Origin of the sequence: Chryseobacterium sp. C3 (genome assembly GCF_014218905.1) — a bacterium.
GTDB classification, from domain to species: Bacteria; Bacteroidota; Bacteroidia; order Flavobacteriales; family Weeksellaceae; genus Chryseobacterium; species Chryseobacterium mucoviscidosis.
Genome location: NZ_JACLCU010000005.1, coordinates 352,297 through 367,732, shown reverse-complemented (window position 1 = coordinate 367,732; position 15,436 = coordinate 352,297). Strand labels below are relative to the sequence as shown.

General features: G+C 36.3%; 11 protein-coding genes and 3 tRNA genes. 11 read left to right on the top strand and 3 right to left on the bottom strand.

The window, feature by feature from the left end; genetic code table 11:
- Nucleotides 1-79: 79 nt before the first annotated feature.
- The 6 genes from H6W53_RS13615 (at nt 80) to H6W53_RS13590 (ending at nt 7,565) form a co-directional block, all read left to right on the top strand.
- The gene (locus tag H6W53_RS13615) at nt 80-991 is read left to right on the top strand and encodes a GLPGLI family protein (protein WP_185207546.1); all 912 of its coding nucleotides are present in this window, start codon (nt 80-82) and stop codon (nt 989-991) included.
- A 131-nt stretch (nt 992-1,122) separates the two neighbouring features.
- Nucleotides 1,123-1,377, top strand: a complete 255-nt coding sequence (locus H6W53_RS13610; RefSeq protein WP_076391119.1) for a ferrous iron transport protein A — start codon at nt 1,123-1,125, stop codon at nt 1,375-1,377.
- The gene (gene feoB / locus H6W53_RS13605; protein ID WP_185207544.1) at nt 1,377-3,410 is read left to right on the top strand and encodes a ferrous iron transport protein B; all 2,034 of its coding nucleotides are present in this window, start codon (nt 1,377-1,379) and stop codon (nt 3,408-3,410) included. Before H6W53_RS13610 ends, feoB begins: the two co-directional genes overlap by 1 nt.
- Before the next feature lie 223 nt (nt 3,411-3,633).
- Nucleotides 3,634-4,473 carry a DNA damage-inducible protein D gene (gene dinD, locus H6W53_RS13600; protein ID WP_185207542.1) on the top strand — a complete coding sequence of 280 codons (840 nt, stop codon included), beginning with the start codon at nt 3,634-3,636 and terminating at the stop codon, nt 4,471-4,473.
- Between the two features lie 3 nt (nt 4,474-4,476).
- Entirely contained in the window at nt 4,477-5,859 is a 1,383-nt protein-coding gene (glmM, locus tag H6W53_RS13595) for a phosphoglucosamine mutase (protein ID WP_185207540.1), read from the top strand.
- A gap of 326 nt (nt 5,860-6,185) precedes the next feature.
- Nucleotides 6,186-7,565, top strand: a complete 1,380-nt coding sequence (locus tag H6W53_RS13590; protein WP_185207538.1) for a tetratricopeptide repeat protein — start codon at nt 6,186-6,188, stop codon at nt 7,563-7,565.
- Nucleotides 7,566-7,614: 49 nt separating this feature from the next.
- Here the strand turns inward: H6W53_RS13590 and H6W53_RS13585 are convergent, their stop codons facing one another.
- The 3 genes from H6W53_RS13585 to H6W53_RS13575 are packed head-to-tail and all read right to left on the bottom strand — an operon-like array spanning nt 7,615 to nt 9,581.
- Nucleotides 7,615-8,505: a DMT family transporter gene (locus tag H6W53_RS13585; protein ID WP_185207536.1), complete on the bottom strand. Its 891-nt coding sequence runs from the start codon at nt 8,503-8,505 to the stop codon at nt 7,615-7,617.
- Nucleotides 8,492-9,145, bottom strand: coding sequence for a leucyl/phenylalanyl-tRNA--protein transferase (gene aat, locus H6W53_RS13580; RefSeq protein WP_185207534.1), 654 nt, complete (start codon nt 9,143-9,145; stop codon nt 8,492-8,494). The genes H6W53_RS13585 and aat overlap by 14 nt, the downstream gene beginning before the upstream one ends.
- A gap of 58 nt (nt 9,146-9,203) precedes the next feature.
- Nucleotides 9,204-9,581, bottom strand: a complete 378-nt coding sequence (locus H6W53_RS13575; RefSeq protein WP_108411147.1) for a DUF3127 domain-containing protein — start codon at nt 9,579-9,581, stop codon at nt 9,204-9,206.
- A gap of 190 nt (nt 9,582-9,771) precedes the next feature.
- Between H6W53_RS13575 and H6W53_RS13570 the strand changes: the two genes are divergently transcribed.
- The 5 genes from H6W53_RS13570 (at nt 9,772) to H6W53_RS13550 (ending at nt 15,436) form a co-directional block, all read left to right on the top strand.
- Nucleotides 9,772-9,853: transfer RNA gene (locus tag H6W53_RS13570), tRNA-Leu, on the top strand.
- A gap of 6 nt (nt 9,854-9,859) precedes the next feature.
- Nucleotides 9,860-9,935: transfer RNA gene (locus H6W53_RS13565), tRNA-Gly, on the top strand.
- 5 nt (nt 9,936-9,940) lie between these two features.
- Nucleotides 9,941-10,024 (top strand) — tRNA-Leu (locus H6W53_RS13560).
- 518 nt (nt 10,025-10,542) lie between these two features.
- Nucleotides 10,543-12,057, top strand: a complete 1,515-nt coding sequence (locus tag H6W53_RS13555; protein ID WP_185207532.1) for a retron St85 family RNA-directed DNA polymerase — start codon at nt 10,543-10,545, stop codon at nt 12,055-12,057.
- Nucleotides 12,058-12,103: 46 nt separating this feature from the next.
- Complete coding sequence (locus tag H6W53_RS13550) at nt 12,104-15,436, top strand: WGR domain-containing protein (protein WP_185207529.1); 3,333 nt, start codon at nt 12,104-12,106, stop codon at nt 15,434-15,436.

Here is a 15,436-nt window from a genome sequence, read left to right as displayed (position 1 = left end):
AATAATCAAAAACAAATTAAAAAAAATCTGTAACAAAAATCCTAAACTGATAACTAATTGTATAAACATTCTATTTAAAATGAAAAAGCTATTTTCAATATTTCTGGTTGCATTTTTTGCTTTCGTAAGTGCACAGGATAAAGATTCTAAAGAAACTGCTAACCGTTTTTTTTATGAACTTACTTTCAAGCCGAAAAGCGATTCTGCAAAACTGGAAAAAGTAATGACGGTTTTAGACATCGTGAAAGACAGATCCGTTTACAGAGATTACACCATGCTTGCGCAGGATTCTATCATGAAAGTTCAGATTGAAGCAATGCAGAAGTCGGGAGTATTCAAAGATATGTCGAAATCTATCAGAATGCCGAAATTCTCAGAAAAAGTGGTTAAAACATATCCTGATATGAAAATCCAATATATTGAAAGAATAGCAAGCGGATTTTCACCAATGGGAATTGCCTACACAGAAACTCCGAAATTCGACTGGAAAATTTCTAACGAAAAAGAAAAAATAGGAGCTTACAATGCTCAGAAAGCTACGGCCGAATTCGGAGGAAGAAAATGGACAGCTTGGTTCACTACAGAATTGCCATTTCAGGATGGTCCGTATAAGTTTTCAGGACTTCCCGGCCTGATTGTGAAAGTGGAAGATGATGCAAAAAACTATTCATGGGTGCTTCAAGGAAACAGAAAGGTACAGAACTGGGAAGAACTTTCTTATGCAGAAAAAATTTCCAACATGAGCTTAAAAGTAACAGAAATGCCGCGGGAAAAATTCGAGAAAACGTTTAACGAGTTCAAGAAAGATCCTTTCGCTACCGCAAGACCAATGATGACGCAGGAGATTATGTCTAAAACAATTCCGGGAATGGACGGAACAATAGGGGATATGATGAAAAAGCAGGAGAAAATGTATAAAGATTTCTTCAACGCAAACAACAACCCGATCGAACTTACCCAGTCTACTTCTACAGACAAAAAGAAAAAGTAACATTCATATTTACTAAATTATATTTGAATCAACCCAAATGCGTGAAAGCATTTGGGTTGATTTTTTTCATAGAATACGTTATTTAGATTAAATTTAAATAGCGTATATTTGCACTTACAAAAATATCGGCTTTGAAACATAAGGATTTACATAAGTTGAGCGGATTTCCCAAAAACAGACTGGGGAAAATAGTAGGATATGATAACGACAGCCTGAAAATGCCCAATAAGATCATTGAAATGGGGCTTCTTCCGGAAACATTCTTCAGGATTTTGTATCAGGCGCCGTTCAGTGGTCCGATGTATGTGGAATTTGGTGATGAAAAAAGCCGTATTGCTCTTCGTGAAGAAGAAGGAGATTATATCATCGTTGAAGAATTGAATTAATGCAGAGTGCTCACAAAAAACAGATCCTTTTAGTCGGGAATCCAAACGTCGGAAAATCTACGGTTTTCAATGCCTTAAGCAATAAAAAGCAAAAGACCGGAAATTACGCGGGAGTTACCGTAGCAAGCCATTCCGGAACATACAGTTATAAGAACGAAGAAGTTGAAATTATCGATTTACCAGGTTCTTACAGCATTTATCCAAGCTCGGAAGATGAGGCTATTTTTTCTAAATTTCTTATTGATGAACAGCAAAATTATGCAGGCGTTATCTATATTCTCGAAGCATTAAGCCTGAAAAGAGGACTTCTTTTGTTTCAGCAGATTCAGGATCTTGGAATTCCGATGATTTTGGTCATTAACCAGATTGATCAGGCAGAAAGAAGAGGAATCACGATCAATATCAATAAATTATCTGAGTCATTAGGGATAAAAGTTTTTCAGACCAATGCCAAAGAACAGATCGGGATTGAAGAAATAAAAGAAGCCGTTCATCTTAATCAATTTGTAACAACCGAGAAAATTTCTTTTGAAACCCCTTCCGAACACAAAGATTTCATCAGAAAATTATCCCTTCATAAAGGATTTGAAAACGAATATAAAGCATGGATGAGTCTTTCTCTGGGAACAGATCTGGAGAAGCTGGAATCTATTGTAGGACTCATCAACGAGCCGGATTCCAAAAGTCTGGTTCCGAAAAGACTGCAGGTGCAGGAAACGGTAAGAAGATATCAGTTCGCAGATAAAATTCTGTCTGATGTTATTTCTAAAAAACCTCAGTTCAAAGAACTTTTAACAGAAAAATTAGACAGAATACTGGTTCATAAATTCTGGGGATACATTGTTTTCCTTTTGATTTTATTAATCATTTTCCAGAGTGTATTTTTCTTAGCCGAATATCCGATGAACTGGATAGACAGTTTCTTCTCGTGGTTAACCGCCTTCACTTCAGAACATTTACCGGAAGGACCTGTTAATTCATTAATTTCTAACGGGATTATTCCCGGAATCGGCGGAATTGTTGTCTTTGCTCCACAAATCGGAATTTTACTCTATTTCCTTTATCTTTTGGAAGATTCAGGATATATGGCAAGAGTTGTTTTCCTGATGGACCGTATTTTAAGACCTTTCGGACTGAACGGTAAAAGTATTGTTCCCTTGGTTTCCGGAACAGCGTGTGCAATTCCGGCAGTTATCTCAACAAGAAATATCGAAAATTTAAAAGAAAGGCTGCTTACCATTTTGGTTACGCCTTTTATGACGTGTTCTGCGAGACTTCCGGTGTACAGCATCATTATCGGGCTTATTATTTCAGACGGAACATTTTTAGGAATAAAATACAAGGCTTTGGTTTTGATGGGAATGTATCTGTTAGGATTTTTAGTCGCATTATTTTCCGCATCCATTCTCAAAAGATTTATCAAAAATAAAGGGAAAACCTATCTTGTGATGGATTTACCGACCTATAAAAAACCACTTTTTGCATATGATTTCAAAATGGTTTTAGGTAAAGTATGGGAATTTATTACAGGAGCCGGAAAGATTATCTTCATTGTAAGCATCATCATCTGGTTTTTAAGCTATTTCGGTCCAAAACAGCAGCCGGATCAGTTTGTGGCAACCAATGTGGAACTGGATCATTCCTACCTTGCCAAAATGGGAAAAGGAATTGAGCCGGTAATTGCTCCTTTAGGCTACGACTGGAAAATGGGCGTCGGAATTCTGACAAGTTTCGTGGCAAGAGAAGTGTTTGTAGGAACTATGTCTACCTTGTACAGTCTTGAAGATGATGCTCCTGAAGTAAAAGTAATCGATAAAATGAGACGCGATGTAAAACCGAACGGTGAGAAAGTATTCAGCTTTGCAACCGGAGTTTCCGTCCTCTTATTTTACGCATTTGCAATGCAGTGTGTTTCTACACTTGCAGTAGTCTACAGAGAAACCAAAAGCTGGAAATGGACCGGCTTACAGGTGGCAATGATGACCGGTTTGGCATATTTTGTGTCGATGATAGCCTATCAGATTTTAAAATAATGGATACTTCCTTACTTTTACAATATATCATTGTCTTACTGATTGTTGCATTCGCTTGCTACTCTTTATTCAGAATATTGAAAAAGAATTTTGCACCGAAAAAGTTCAGTTCCAAAAGAAACGGATGCGATAAAGATTGCGGGTGTTCGTAAAAAATAATGTTCTAGTGAAAAACTGAAGAAAAATTGTCTTTATTTTCTCTATTTTTGTAAAAAGACTATAGATGAAATTAGAAACAGTAGAGTCGCTAACTAATTCTTTTGAAGATTTTTCACATAAAACAGAAGAAGGCATAGAGTTTTGGTTTGCAAGAGATTTACAGCAATTATTAGGATATTCTGAATGGAGAAACTTCTATAACGTTATTATTAAGGCTAAAACATCATGTGAAGTAAGTGATAATAGTGTTTCAGACCATTTTGTTGACGTCAACAAAATGGTTACACTAGGTTCGGGATCTCAAAGAGAAATTGAAGATATAATGCTAACGAGATATGCGTGTTATTTAATCGCTCAAAATGGAGATCCTCAAAAAGAACCTATTGCTTTTGCTCAAAGTTATTTTGCAATTCAAACAAGAAAATTTGAAGAAATTCAAAAAAGAATAAAAGAATGTGAAAGACTTCAGGCAAGACAAAAATTCAGTTTGTCTGAAAAAGAACTTTCAGGTCTTATCTATGAAAAAACAGGAAATGATAAAGATTTTGGAATAATTAGAAGTAAGGGAGATTTTGCTTTATTTGGTAAAACTACTCAGCAAATGAAAGATATCCTTAATATCCCTAAAAATCGTCCACTCGCAGATTTTCTACCAACAATTACAATTAAAGCAAAGGATTTTGCAACTGAAATTACAATCTTTAATACAAAAGAGAAGGACCTAAAAACAGAGAGTACAATTTCTTCCGAACATGTAACAAATAATAAATCAGTTCGTAAAATTCTATTGCAACGAGGTATTGTTCCAGAGAACTTACCTCCTGAAGAAGATATTAAGAAGTTGGAAAGAAGAGTAAATTCGGAAAGTAAGAAAATAGAAAAGAATCCTAAGAAATTAAAATAATATATGTCACTAATAAAAAGCATTTCAGGAATCCGAGGAACCATTGGCGGAAAAGTAAACGATAATTTAACGCCGCTTGATGTGGTAAAATTCGCTTCCGCATTCGGAACCTGGCTTCAGAACAATAAAAATAAAAAAGATTTAACCCTGGTTATCGGCAGAGATGCAAGAATCTCCGGACAAATGGTGTCTTCTCTGGTAACGGCAACTTTACAGGGACTCGGAATTAACGTAGTAGATTTAGGTCTTTCCACAACACCCACCGTTGAAATTATGGTTCCCGAACTGAAAGCAGACGGAGGAATTATTCTCACTGCTTCCCACAATCCGAAACAGTGGAACGCCTTGAAATTACTGAATGATAAAGGAGAATTCATCAGCGGAGAAAACGGAGCTGAGGTTTTGGCTTTGGCAGAAAGCGAAGATTTCAATTATGCAGAAGTAGACAATTTGGGAAAATATGAAACAAGAGAAGATGCTTTTGATATTCATATTCAGCAGATTTTAGACTTGCCGATGGTAGATGCAGAAGCCATTAAAGCTAAAAATTTCAAAGTGGTGTTGGATGCGGTCAATTCTACAGGAGGAATTGCAATTCCGATGCTTTTGGATAAATTAGGCTGTGAAACGGTAAAATTATACTGTGAACCAACCGGTCATTTTCCCCACAATCCGGAACCGTTAAAAGAACATTTGGGAGACATTTGTGAGTTGGTAAAAAAAGAAGGTGCAGATTTCGGAATCGTTGTTGATCCGGATGTAGACAGACTGGCTTTAATCGATGAAAAAGGCGAAATGTTTGGCGAAGAATACACATTGGTTGCCGTTGCAGATTATTTGCTGAAAAATAAAAACGGAGTGGCGATTTCCAACCTTTCTTCAAGCCGTGCTTTAAGAGATGTTGCAAAAACCCACAATTCAGAATATTTTGCCAGTGCAGTAGGAGAGGTGAATGTGGTCACTTTAATGAAAGAAAAAAATGCAGTGATTGGAGGAGAAGGAAACGGAGGAATTATCTATCCGGATCTTCACTACGGAAGAGACTCTTTGGTAGGAGTTGCTTTATTTTTAACCCATTTGGCAAAAGAAAATAAAACCGTTTCTGAACTGAGAGCTGGTTATCCAAGTTATTTCATGGGCAAAAAGAAAATCGAATTAACGCCGGAAATCAATGTGGATGATATTTTATTAAAAATGGAGAAAGAATATCAGAATGAAGAAGTTTCTACCGTTGATGGCGTGAAAATCGACTTTGAAAATAACTGGGTTCACCTCAGAAAATCAAATACAGAGCCGATCATCAGAATTTATACAGAGGCAAAATCACAGGATGAAGCCGATAAATTGGGAGAAGATATCATCGCAAAAATTAAAAGTTTAATTTAATCTGAAATAATAGCGGAGCTTTTCAGCTCCGTTTTTTTTGATGTAATGCTAAGAAAAGGTAAATATCAGAAGAGAAGTTCAATTCCTCTAAAATGCTTCCACTATTATGTTAAATTAACAATAACTCCTCCTTTTTTATCCACAATTCTTTGATGATAATGATCTTTTTACTATCTTTCAGATAGAAATTTACGAAAATAAATGTCAAAAAAATTTCGCAACTTTGCATACATTTTGAATCATAAATTTCAGAAGTAATATTAATTTAAAAAGTTTGTCGAGGTCTGTAAGCATATTCAGACATTGGCCGACGAAGGATGTGAGTATTGGAAGAGTATTTTGGAAATGAACTTGTGAAGAAGTTCGAAGAAATGATGGAAAATAATGATGAATTCTACTTTGATACAGAAGAATTGGAAGACATCATTGTTTACTACCTGGAGCTGGGAGACTTTAATTACGCCGATATGGCGGTGAATTATGGTTTGAAGCTTCATCCCAATTCTTTGGACATTAAGATTAAAAAACTTGAAGTTCTTTTAGAATGGGAAGATTATAATGCGGCGAAAGATCTTATCGATGAGCTGAAAGGTTCTTCAATGGAAAACACAGACTTTTTGGTATGCTACGCAAAGTATTATTCGAATTTAGGAAATCCTAAAAAATCCATAGAAATTTGTAAAAAAGCACTGGAGCTGAAGGAAGAAGAGAATTTCCTTCACAACTTTATTGCAGACGAATATGTTAATTTAGGAGACCCCTTTAACGCTCTTAAACATTACAGAAAAGCACTGAAAGAAGATCCTACGGATGAATATTCGTTGGAAAATTGTATGGTGTGCTTTGCAGATCTTAATAAGAGCGAGGAGGCAATTGCCTTTCTGAATGAATATCTGGACGAGTTTGCCTATTCTGAAGTAGCGTGGTTGGAATACGGACAGTTCTATTTCAATAGGAAAAATTACGAAGAAGCGATAAAAGGATACGATTATTTATTGGCGATCAATTCCAACTCTGTAGGAGTTTATGCCAATAAAGCGGCTTGTTATGAAGCTTTAGGACAGTATAAAAAAGCAATCGAAGTCTACGAAGAAATGCTGGAACTGGAATATACCAAAGCGTTTACCTTCTATAAAATTGGGCTGTGTTATAAAGCTCTGAAGCAGCCTATCGTTGCCTTAAACTTTTTCCAAAAATCCTTAAGAGAAGATCCGCAGTTCTATCTTGCCATGATGGAGCAGTCGTATCTTTACGAGGAAATGGGCGGAATGACGGAAGCATTGCATTTTGCAAGAGAAGCTACGTATCTTAACGAAAATAACCTTGATTACCAGAAAAGATTAGCATTTCTGTTCATTGATTCAGGTAAGTTCGAGGAAAGTCTTTCTTGTCTTAAAAAGCTGGTGGATGTGGAACCTTCAAGATTCTACAACTGGTACGCTTACTCGGAAGTTTTAATGCTTTTGGGAGAATATGAAGAAGCGATTATCGTTTTAAAAGAAGCTTTAAAATCGCATAACAGAGCCGAATTGTATTATCAGCTCAGCAACTGTTATTTCAACCTTAAAGATCAGGAAAAAGGCGTTGAATCCCTTCATAATGCACTTGAGCTTGATCCTTCTTTAGTAACGGATATGCAGAAAAAGTATCCTTTCATTAAAGATGAGGTTAAAAAAGCGAAGGCAAAAGTTAAAAAGAAAAATTAGTCATTTGATTTTCCAATGACACAATAAAAATCCTGCATTTCTGCAGGATTTATTTTTTAATTATATTAGATTTTGTCCTTAAAAAGATAAGTCCGGCAATAATAATACTTGCCCCCACAAACTGTAAAGCGGAAAGCTTTTCGCCATCCAGAATTCCCCAGATGATTGCAACAATAGGCATCAGTAAAGTTACGGTTGATGCAAATAATGGCGTTGAAACTTTCAACAGACGGTAATTCATCATCATAGCTAATCCGGTTCCGAAAATAGATAGAAGACTTACAAAAAACAGTCCGGTCAGATTGCTTTCATCAAAACTGAATGTCGAAAAAAATCCGGTAAAAGTTAAAGCAATTAACGAAGGAAAAAATAAAACAAATCCAAAAACAAAAGCCGATAAAACGGTTGACGAAACTTCCATAAGCTTGGATTTAACCGTTGTTGTGCTCAAAGCATAGCAAAAAGTCGCAAGCAGAAGCAGTAAAATAGGAATCAGTTTAAATTTTCCGCCTTCTCCGTCTCCGCCAAAAGCCAGTAGACAAACTCCGCTGAAACTTATTAAAGTCCCGATAAGCTGTTTCTTTGTTGTTTCAAACTTCCAGATCAGAGCGCCCACAATAATCACGAAAATCGGCATCATGGAGTTGATAATTCCCGCAATACTGCTGCTTACTTCTGTCTCTGCAATCGGAAACAGAAACATCGGGAAAAAGTTGCCCGTGAAAGCCGCCAAAAGCAGCCATTTTAAATGTTTTTTAGGAAACAGTTTATATTTTGAAATCGCGACAGGCATCAGAATAATTCCTGCGATTAAAACCCGTAAAGCTCCCACCTGATAAGGACTGAAATGCTCAAGAGATTTTTTGATCAGAATAAATGACGATCCCCAAATGATACTGAGTACAACCAGAAGAATCCATTTTTCTTTATCTGCGTTCATTGTTTTCGTATAAAATTTTTAAAAACTCTTTTTTAGGAATCATTCTGGCTCCCAAACTTTCAAGGTGGTCTGTATGAGACTGACAATCGATAAGTTCAAGGCTGTTTTGATATTTTTCGGCAAAATAAATAAATCCGGCTTTGGAAGCATTGCTCACTTTTGCAAACATACTTTCGCCGCAGAAAACATTTCCAATCTGTAAACCATAAAAACCACCGACTAATTCTTCATTCTGCCATACTTCAATGCTTTTTGCCAGTCCGTAATCATGAAGTCTCATGAAAACGTCCATTAATTCACCCGAAAGCCATGTTCCAGTCTGTCCTTTCCTGCTAATTTCCTGACAGTTTCTGATAACCTCTCTGAAGTTTTTGTTTTCCGAAAAAGTAAAAATATTCCTGTTGAGAATTTTTCTCATCGACTTTGAAACCTTAATCTCTTTCGGAAACAATACAAATCTCGGATCAGGACACCACCAGAGAATTTCCTCATCGGGATTATACCATGGAAAAATTCCCAGCTGATAAGCAAACCATACCCTGTCTATTGAAAGATCTCCTCCAAAAGCGATAACTCCCTCGTGTCCGTCATAAACCTGTGGATCGGGAAATGAAATTTCGTTTTCGTCTAATCGAACCATTTTCAAAAAAAATCCCACTTGATAAAGCAGGATTTGTATTTTCAGTATTATCTCTTAATTAGAAAGGCAGATCGTCGTCATCGTCATCTGCGAAAGGATTCTCGTTAGAAACCGGAGATGCAGACTGAGATGGTGCTGCCTGTGTAGGTTCTGAAGCGTTTTCAAAAACTTTTTCTACTCTCCATCCTGTAATGGAATTGAAGTATTTCGTTTCTCCCTGTGGAGAAACCCACTCTCTTCCTCTGATGTTGATTCCTACTTTCACATTCTCTCCTTCTCTTAAATTATCCAATAAACTGATCTTATCAGACAAAAATTCTATGTTTATTGGCTGTGGATACTGCTCCTGCGTCAGAATCACCATTTCTCTCTTTTGGAAACCGCTCGCAAAAGTCTGAGCATCAAATATTTTCTTTACCGTTCCTTGTAATTCCATATCATATTAATTAACGCTGTAAAAGTAAGAAAATCAATCGTAATAAAGGCTACGCGAAAAAAAAAATGTAAAAATTTTAATTTTTTTTCCTGAAAAGTTTGGAGGTAAAAGAATTTATCCTATCTTTGCACCACTGAAAACGACAAAACGAAACAAGTTCATTTAAAAATAAGTTTTCATCATAATCAACGCGGATGTGGTGTAATTGGTAGCCACGCCAGACTTAGGATCTGGTGCCGAGAGGCGTGGGGGTTCGAGTCCCTTCATCCGCACAGTATGCGAAAATAGCTCAGCTGGTAGAGCACAACCTTGCCAAGGTTGGGGTCGCGGGTTCGAATCCCGTTTTTCGCTCCACGCCTGCCCTGGTGGTGGAACTGGTAGACACGCAGGACTTAAAATCCTGTGCCTCTTTTGGCGTGCGGGTTCAAGTCCCGCCTGGGGTACTAAAACCCTCTGTAATTAATTTTACGGAGGGTTTTTATTTTTTATCAGTTTTATTCTTAAAACTTTAAATAATACATGAAATTGATTTTCCGTGATTCTGAAAATTATTTTTCATTTTCTAAAAAGTAACTTTCCATTCTTCAATTTTTATTAATTACGCTTAAATCTAATATTTAAGATGAAGTTGAGATTTTCAGGGAAATAAAATAATGCAGATAAAATTTGGTGAAACTGTAATTTTTAATATATTTGAAAAAGATAGATCCTTGCTTTCTTTTTTAAGAAAAGATGATGTTTCGTCATCACTGTAAAATTGCTTAGCTTACGGCACTACATACTATCTTTAATGGGGAAAATGGTACTAGTGGGTACCTTTTCAGTTCATTTTCCGGGAAAATAAAGGTACCCACTAGTACCATTTTCTGGGAGTTGATAGATATAGTCCTTGGAAAATACGAAGGTTTATCCAAACAAGCCCTACAAACGATAGGGCTTTTTATTTATAAAAAACACAACCATGTCACAAAACCTGAGCAGGCAACAAATTTATGACCGTATAAAAGCTTCTTCCAAAGACAGCTATATTTTAGAAGAAATGAAAAGGCTTGGTTTCTGGCAGGAAACTTCTACGCCTTCCTTGCCGGAGCAGCTTATCCAAAAAGAGGTCGTTTTACAAAAAGAACTGCAGGAATTACTTGCGAAAGACCGAAAATACGGCAATCAGGAAGCAATGCTTCGCGAAATGCGCAAAAAGCGGATGCAGGAAGCAAAAGCTAAAAGGGAAGTAACCAGGCAGAAAAACGAAAAAAAACGTCAGGAAAAAGCAGATCGCTGGAAAGAATTGCAGCAGGAGCAGATTATTTATCTGGGCGAAAATGTTTCCAAAGGGCTTCATCAAATGCAGTCTGATACGGAAAAACTGCATCAGTTTTCACTTCCCGTTTTCGAAAATATATTGGATTTTAGCCAGAAATCGGGATTTAGTCTTTCCCAGATCAGATATCTTGCTTTTAACAGAAACGTTTCGGAAAAATCACACTACCATACGTTTGAAATTTCAAAAAAATCGGGCGGGAAGAGAAAAATATCAGCTCCAAAATCAAAGCTCAAATTATTTCAGCAATGGATTTTAGAAAATATTTTAAACAGAATCTCAGTAGGAGAGGTTGTTCACGGGTTTACGCCTAACAAATCAATTGTTACCAATGCAGAACCCCATCTTGGGAAAGGTATTGTGATTAATATTGATCTGCAGGATTTTTTTCCTTCAATAAGTTATAAACGGGTAAAAGGACTGTTCTCAAAATTCGGATATTCTGAACAATTATCAACAATTTTTGCATTGATCTGCACACAGGCTCACACAGAAGAAGTTTTGCTGGACGGGGTTAAATATTTTGTTCACAAAGGAGAACGGTTTTTACCGCAAGGTTCCCCCGCAAGTCCGGCAATCAGCAATAGTGTTGCATATAAATTAGATAAAAGATTACAGGGGCTTGCTAAAAAATTCGGATTTGCATACACGCGTTATGCGGATGATCTTACTTTTTCTGCTGATCGTGATTCAGAACAGAATATTAACAGGCTTTTATACTTTGTAAAGCAGATTATTAAAGATGAAAATTTCACGATTCATCCGGATAAACTTCACATTATGAGAAATAAGCATCAGCAAAAAGTAACAGGAATTGTAGTTAATGAAAAGCTGAATGTAGAACGTACAAAGCTTAGAAAATTCAGGGCTCTTCTGCATAATATTGAAATCAATGGATGGCAAAACCAAACGTGGGGAAAAGCGTATCATCTTATCAATGCTATTGAAGGATATATTAATTTCGTTAATATGGTAAATCCTTCCAAAGCATCTGTTTTTAAAGAAAAATTAAAAACAATTGTAGCAAAACACGGAGTGCCTTTTGTTGAAGTTCAAAAAGTGATCCCAGACGTGATAGAATTGCCTGAAGTTTTAGAACCGGAACAAGATGCGGTTACACCAAAAGAGGAAAAAACAGATTGGTGGAATATCTTTTAATCTGAACCGAAACACATAAATATCAACATCTTAATTCATAAGATAGATGAAAATCATTAAACAGACCAAACTTTTTTTCCACGAAGGAAAATCTGATAAAGTTTACGAAATAGACCTTTGTGAAGTAAATCCCGATGCCTTCATCGTCAATTTCCGTTACGGAAGACGCGGTGCAGCATTGAAGGAAGGCAGCAAAACGCCCACTTTTGTTTCCAGAGAAAAAGCAGAAAATATTTTTGACCAGCTCGAAAAAGAAAAAAGAAATAAAGGCTATCAGTCTGAAATCGAAGTTTTTGTAGAGCTTCCTTCATTGGATGCACTGAATATGAATTCCGCAGAAGGTGTTATTTTAAAACGTCTGGAAGATGCGACACAAGGAATTAATTCTTTTAAAACCGAATGGAAAACCTCCCGGGTTATCTGGAAAGCCGCTCAGATGAAAATCAACGAAGCTGTTCCTTATATATTAAAACTGGCAACAAAGGGCAGTGAAATGCAATTATATGCTGCTGTTTTTGCCATCAGAACCTTAAAAATTACTCAGGCTTCAGAACTTCTTTACAGTATTACGCGCAGTTCCAGACACAAAAAGTACATCAGAAATGTTGCTTTTGATGCGCTTTTAGCAATAAGTGACACTTCCGGCTTGGAAAAAATTGTTTCAGAATTACTGGAGAGTCTGCCCTCTGAAATAAAAGATTTTATTGATCAGGGAAATTATGATGGTTTAAAACAGTATTATTTCGGGAAATTTAAGAAGAAAGAGAAAACGGACGAGTTGGTTTATCTTTATCTTTTATCAAAAGCATATCCTTCTTTGGTTCGGATGATGGAAGAAATAATATGGAAAATTCCTTTCGCGTCACCGTATTTCAGAAATATTCGTGCAATTTATAAATTAGCCCGTTTTCGGGATGATGCGCAGATTTTAGGAATGCTTTCCTATTTATTTGAAAAAAAATCTCCGATGTTCAAAAGAACAGCCAGTCTGGATAAAGAAGCATGGAATCAGAACCAGTATTTTTATCAGATTGGAACTTCTGTGAATGTAAGAAAAGAGCTTTCCAGGGAAGAAAGCAGAATTGCATTTTCAAATTTCACCAAGCTTTATTTTCAGAAAAACAGTTTTTATTATTTAAAAGAACTGGGAGAGCAGAACAAAGGAAGAGAATATCTGAGATTTGCTGTTAATGCGCTTATCCAATATACCGATGACAGTTATCTTCCGGCTCGCAAAAGCCCTTTAAGTCATTATGGAACTTATAATTGGAAGGAACGAAGATATTATTATACCGTTGTAGAATCTCCGGAATGTTACCGTTCTCCACTTCTTACAATCATACTTTTCGGAAGAGATAAGAATCGCAAAATGGATTCAAATCTTGAATTCTACATCAAAAAAGAAGAATTCTGGAGCACGGAATACTATTATCAGGCAAATAAGATCAACAAAGTGGAGCAGGAAAATTCAGCAACATCTGAAACCGCTTTAGATAACAAACAATCGGGATCTTTACATCAGATAATCAATACATTTAAAAATATTTTTGGCTCAAATAAAGAAAAGCCGACACCTTCTCCTCAAAAACAGGAAGAATCTGTTATAAAATCTGAGGAAAATCCTGAAAGACTGGAGCTTTATCCTGAATTTTGGGATGAAATGCCCGAAGCTTACCTGCAGCTTCTGATGCAGGCAAAAATGGATCTGGTAATGAAATTTGCATACGAGAATGTTTCTGTTCACTCTAAATACAGAGATTTGCTACAAAAAATAGATCCTGAAATGATGGTTTCGCTGCTTAATAAATCTTCTGAATATCCTCAGAAATTAGCACTAGAAGGGCTATCTGAAAAACAGGAAGAGCTGAAAAGAAACGAAAGTTTTGTCGCAAAACTGTTGGTGTGCGAGACCGATGAAGCAAGAAATTGGGCAAAAACAGCAATCGATAATAATACAGGATATTTTCTGGCTTCCACAGATTTTATGATGCATTTAATCATGAATTCACGAAAAGAATCTAATGAATTTATCAATAATCTGCTTCAGAGTGCATCTTTATCCGAAGAAAGACAGAAAACACTGCTTGGAAAAGTAATTATAGAGCTGCTTTCTATGGAAAATAGCGATAACAATAATGCTGTCGCGGAATCTGCAACGAAAAAGCTTAAAATAACCGCTTTTGATAATTTTTCCGAGATCAGTTGGGAAATTGTTGCCCAGTTATTGACTTCTCCTCTAAACAATAACAGATTTTTGGCAAGTGAAATCCTACTTTCGAAGTCTAAAAAATATTCTGTAACAGAAATCCCTGTTTCAATTATTGAGTTATTGCTGAATAACACTAAAGAATCCATCAGACAAAACGGAATCAGTCTTTTAGAACAGTACCCGAAAGAAGAAATCGCAAGAAACTGGCAGGAAATTCTCCCCCTGCTTTCTTCTGAATATAAAGAAGTTGTGGAATGTATTTTTTCACAAAACGACCGACTGGATTCTCAGTCTGAATCTCAGATGGAAACGTTTGAAAAGCTGTTTGATCTTCTGATGAAAGAACAGAGATTTGAAAATTCTCATCAGTTGTTTAGAGAGTATCTGGAAAAAACAGCATCAATATATATTAATAAAATTCCGGTAAAATGGATTCTCAGATTACTGTTTGCGGACAGCGTGAAAAATCAACTTTTTAGCTTCGAACTTCTTAAAAAGGTAGAAGACAATAGTAAATTCACCTTAAAACAGGTTATTGCTCTTGCCAATCATGAATTTTTAGCCGTAAGACAATGGGCATGGAATTTTTATAAAAACAATATTGAAAGAATAAAATCCGACCGTAATCATGCGCTTGGCATTTTAGATGCAAAGTGGGACGACAGCCGCGAATTTGCCTTTCATTTCTTCAGCACTGAATTTACAGACGAAGACTGGGATACAGATTGCTTGGTAGGAATTGCAGATTCTGTACGTTCTGATGTAGAAAATTTCGGTAAAAGCCTTATCATGAAATTTTTCAGAAAAGAACACGGATTGGAGTACCTTACAAAACTCAGTCAGCATCCAAGCCAGAATATGCAGTTTTTTGTAACCTCTTATCTTCAAGAATATGCAAGTGATAAACCGGAAAAGCTTAAAGAGTTGGAGTTTTACTTCCGGTCTGTGCTTTCAAGGGTTAATAAATCCCGTACAGCCAAAAACAGGATTTTGGATTTTCTGGAAAAAGAAGGGCGAAAGAATAAGGAATCTGCCGAAATCGTAAGCAAAATTCTGGACGATTTGTCGGCAACCAGTGCTGTTCAGGATAAAGCAAAATGTATTGACATTATTTCCGAACTGAAAATGATTTATCCTCAGCTTAATGTTCATCTACAATTAATCTCTTAA

Bases quoted from the DNA above. Each gene is read 5' to 3' on its own strand.
- H6W53_RS13575 (WP_108411147.1), bottom strand. From the start codon at position 9,581: ATGGAATTACAAGGAACGGTAAAGAAAATATTTGATGCTCAGACTTTT.
- glmM (WP_185207540.1), top strand. From the start codon at position 4,477: ATGTCACTAATAAAAAGCATTTCAGGAATCCGAGGAACCATTGGCGGA.
- H6W53_RS13550 (WP_185207529.1), top strand. From the start codon at position 12,104: ATGAAAATCATTAAACAGACCAAACTTTTTTTCCACGAAGGAAAATCT.
- H6W53_RS13585 (WP_185207536.1), bottom strand. From the start codon at position 8,505: ATGAACGCAGATAAAGAAAAATGGATTCTTCTGGTTGTACTCAGTATC.
- aat (WP_185207534.1), bottom strand. From the start codon at position 9,145: ATGGTTCGATTAGACGAAAACGAAATTTCATTTCCCGATCCACAGGTT.
- H6W53_RS13615 (WP_185207546.1), top strand. From the start codon at position 80: ATGAAAAAGCTATTTTCAATATTTCTGGTTGCATTTTTTGCTTTCGTA.
- dinD (WP_185207542.1), top strand. From the start codon at position 3,634: ATGAAATTAGAAACAGTAGAGTCGCTAACTAATTCTTTTGAAGATTTT.
- H6W53_RS13555 (WP_185207532.1), top strand. From the start codon at position 10,543: ATGTCACAAAACCTGAGCAGGCAACAAATTTATGACCGTATAAAAGCT.
- feoB (WP_185207544.1), top strand. From the start codon at position 1,377: ATGCAGAGTGCTCACAAAAAACAGATCCTTTTAGTCGGGAATCCAAAC.